Origin of the sequence: Paenibacillus helianthi (assembly GCF_001909055.1) — a bacterium.
GTDB classification, from domain to species: Bacteria; Bacillota; Bacilli; order Paenibacillales; family Paenibacillaceae; genus Paenibacillus_AQ; species Paenibacillus_AQ helianthi.
Window position 1 is genome coordinate 1 of sequence record NZ_LVWI01000110.1, and the last position, 3,306, is coordinate 3,306.

The following is a 3,306-nucleotide window of genomic DNA, read 5'->3' on the forward strand; positions in this document are numbered from 1 at the left end:
TACAGGAAGTCATATTCTTGGCGACAAAGCCTATGGCTCAGAAGTGATTCGGAATTGGATTACAGCTAAGCAGGCATCCTACACTATCCCGCCTAAAGCGAATAGTCAAAACCCATGGAAAGTCGATTGGTATCGGTACAAAGAGCGACACTTAGTGGAGTGCTTTTTCAATAAAATCAAACATTTTCGCCGTGTGGCTACTCGTTACGACAAATTGGCCAAGTCATTCTTGGCGTTTGTATACGTAGCTGCCATTTTCAAATTGACTCAATGAAAAGTTTTCAGACACGACCTAGTTACTACACCCAATGTAAATTAATGAAAACAGGGGCTTTATAGAAAATGTTACGGATTGATATAGACTTCTTACAAGTGGGAAAAATTAAAGGTTTAAGAAACACATGACATTTTATTTGATACGTTTATTTTTATTAGCTAATTATTGTACATCTAACAGTTGGTGTTATGTTACGATTTGTGGTAAAATATTCATATAATAACATACAGACAGATAAAGTTCTCTTAAAAAATATAGGGGGAATAAAAATATGGCAAGATGTACAGCACCAGTTCACGGTCATCGCACGGCAAGTGCAAGAGAAAACTGCCCAGCGTGTGGAGGTAGTTATAGAGGTAGTTATGGAGGTTACAACTCGTATTCTTCACCACATTCTTCATTATCAAACAGTTCTACAAGTCGTAGTAGTGGTGGCGGACAAACTAGGACAAAAGCACGTTGGTCTTCAGTTGGTTCTACTATTTTATATACTCCTGCGGAAATTCGAACACTTACTCCTGTGCGTGAAAATGTTGAGGAACGTTCAAAATCACCAGATTTACGAGATGTTTTTCTTTGTCACGCTTGGGATGACCGTAAAGACGCAGCTAAGGAATTACACGATTTACTTGAATCAAAAGGTGTAACTATCTGGTTTAGTGAAAAGGATGTTCTTTTGGGTTCATCTTTACTTCGTGAAATTGATAAAGGGTTGGCAAAATCTCGTGTCGGTATTGTATTGGTTACACCTTCATTTCTTAAACGTGTTAAGGGCGAAGGAATTGCAGATAAAGAACTTTCAGCTTTGCTAGCTCGTGATTTGCTTGTCCCTATTGTTCATAATACGACTTATGAGGATTTACGTGAAGTTAGTCCGTTACTTGGCTCACGAAGTGGCTTAAGTACTATTGAAGATTCAATGGCAGATGTTGCGGCTAAAATAGCGGAATTGGTTACCCCATAAACGATATAAAAAAATCAAACTCTATGGACGAAGCACTGCCTATAACGAGCGGTTTGGCACAACGGCGGCACTAGCCCCGCAGAAAAGGTAGTGCGAAATTGAAAGTTTATAGCTCGCTTGAAAGGTAGTACAAGCCACCGGTAGTTGTTGACAATGGACAAGTATAGTATAAGCATTTTCTACATATTGAAAGTAAATAAATTTTCAATCCTAAACCTCACTTATTTCTGTGAGGTTTCTTTATTTTTCGAAAACTTGGGTATACTAAATCAAATTTAATTTGAAAGGAAGTGATGCCTGTGCCTAATACTGATAAAGTAGCCAATAGTCTCTCATAAATGAAAAATGTCCATATCTACTTCAACACGCTTATAGCCATGTTAATTGGTATGCGTGGAATGATGAAGCCTTTGCAAAAGCAAAAGATAAGCCTATTTTTTTGTCTACTTGCTACTATTCAAAGAACTACCACTGATGGGATGTTCGTGTAAATCAATAAAATAATACATAATAATGCTGCCTTGTGATGGTGGCTTTTTTGATTCGCCATACTTTTGCCATGTTCGTAGGTACAAAAATATGCGAAAGTAATTTTAGGGGAATATCCTAATAACTACATAAGAATGGAGTGCTTATTATGTATTTTGATTTTAATAAATTCAACTATAAATTAGTTCAAACTAATGAGCAAATGGCTTATATTCAAAGGGATAAAAAGGCATATTCAGAAATAGTGAAAAAATGGTTGGATAATAATCTCGATGAAATTATTGAACGGAAATGGGAAATAGAGGAAATTTTATTCTTTGATGATAATAGCGATTTCGTGAAATTATTGAAGGAAGCTGAAGCTCTTTATGAATTTGGTTTTTACACCAGTTGCATTGCTTTGATTGGTATTTCAGTAGAAGATTTTACAAAGTATTTGGTTACTAAAGCCGGGAAAAATGAATGGCAATCAGAAACGCAGTATAATAGATTAAGTTTAATGTTGGAAGCCAAATTAATTTCAAAAAATTCTTATTCTCTAATGAATGATATACGTAAAATAAGAAACGATTGTCTCCATTATAATGATAACTTTAAAAAGAAAGATAATATGATTCTGAAAAGAGAAGCTCTAAGTGTCATGAATAGTTTTAAAAGTTTGTTGAAGATTTCAATAGGCTTTAAAGAGGAAATGACACTGGATATATTTGATGATATTGCGAATAAAGCAATAGATGAAATAAACGATTCGGAAAATAAATATGTAAAGAATTTTGAAGATATGATTTTCAAACAACGTAATGCTCTTTCCCAACTATTCAATTTGGATATAACCGTTAAACCAGGAACCGATCTCGTATCTAGGGAGAGTTTTTACATTATCGAAGCAATAGATTTTAGTTTTATGGAAATTACTCTAATCGATACTGCAAATGGTTTTCCAGTTATTATTGACTTATCTGAAAAAAATATAGTTCAAATCAAGGAAATGGAGCTAGTTAAGAATAGCCTTGTCTATGCCGCGGTAACATCAACAGTAGATGAATTTGGACAAACCGCAGCTTGGACTTTAACAAGAATAAAAAAACTAACCAGATGTTAGACGATCATCTCAATAGCATAAAGTTAATGGAGGAGTAGCATATGACAATTAAACCTATGGTTATTGACGATTATTTTAAATATATTTCAAGTAATGTACAACAGTTATTCAAGGAATTACCAGAGCCATTGCCCTGGATTGAACCATCTATCAATATGCTTTATCTAAATGCAGCTTTGGACTTCCGTCAAGAAAGTGGACATAAAAAAATAGATTTATGCGGTCTTTTTCTTTTGAACTTCGCTGCAAATTGGACAGGGGAAAGATAACCCAGTGCACTGTGGATTCGCTTGCGGTTATAAAAAAACTCAATATACTGGAACATCTCATCCTGCGCTTGCTGTTTTGTTTTGAATTTGGTGCAATAGACAAACTCTTTCTTTAGGATGCTATGAAAGGATTCGATACAGGCATTGTCATAGCAATTCCCCTTGCGGCTCATGCTCGCCTTCATATGGTATTTGTTCAGGCGTT

Annotated in this window: 6 protein-coding genes; 5 read left to right on the forward strand and 1 reads right to left on the reverse strand. The window is 35.1% G+C overall.

The genetic code is table 11. The annotated features are described in order from the left end of the window. From A3844_RS33675 to A3844_RS32980, 5 genes are all read left to right on the forward strand, one after another. Positions 1-274, forward strand: a 274-nt coding sequence (locus A3844_RS33675; protein WP_244169890.1) for a transposase, incomplete at its 5' end; no start/stop codon positions are given. 274 nt (positions 275-548) lie between these two features. After that, a complete protein-coding gene (locus A3844_RS30810) occupies positions 549-1,241 on the forward strand; it encodes a toll/interleukin-1 receptor domain-containing protein (protein WP_074109507.1) in 693 nt (230 codons plus the stop codon). A 334-nt stretch (positions 1,242-1,575) separates the two neighbouring features. Further along, on the forward strand, positions 1,576-1,716 hold the full coding sequence (locus A3844_RS30815) for a DUF255 domain-containing protein (protein WP_074109509.1): 141 nt from the start codon (positions 1,576-1,578) through the stop codon (positions 1,714-1,716). Between the two features lie 162 nt (positions 1,717-1,878). Then, positions 1,879-2,832 carry a DUF4145 domain-containing protein gene (locus tag A3844_RS30820; protein ID WP_074109508.1) on the forward strand — a complete coding sequence of 318 codons (954 nt, stop codon included), beginning with the start codon at positions 1,879-1,881 and terminating at the stop codon, positions 2,830-2,832. A 41-nt stretch (positions 2,833-2,873) separates the two neighbouring features. Beyond that, positions 2,874-3,101: a hypothetical protein gene (locus tag A3844_RS32980; RefSeq protein WP_167374790.1), complete on the forward strand. Its 228-nt coding sequence runs from the start codon at positions 2,874-2,876 to the stop codon at positions 3,099-3,101. Here the strand turns inward: A3844_RS32980 and A3844_RS30825 are convergent. After that, a partial coding sequence (locus A3844_RS30825; RefSeq protein ID WP_143192031.1) for an integrase core domain-containing protein occupies positions 3,020-3,306 on the reverse strand: 287 nt, incomplete at its 5' end. The two genes, A3844_RS32980 and A3844_RS30825, sit on opposite strands and share 82 nt — an antisense overlap.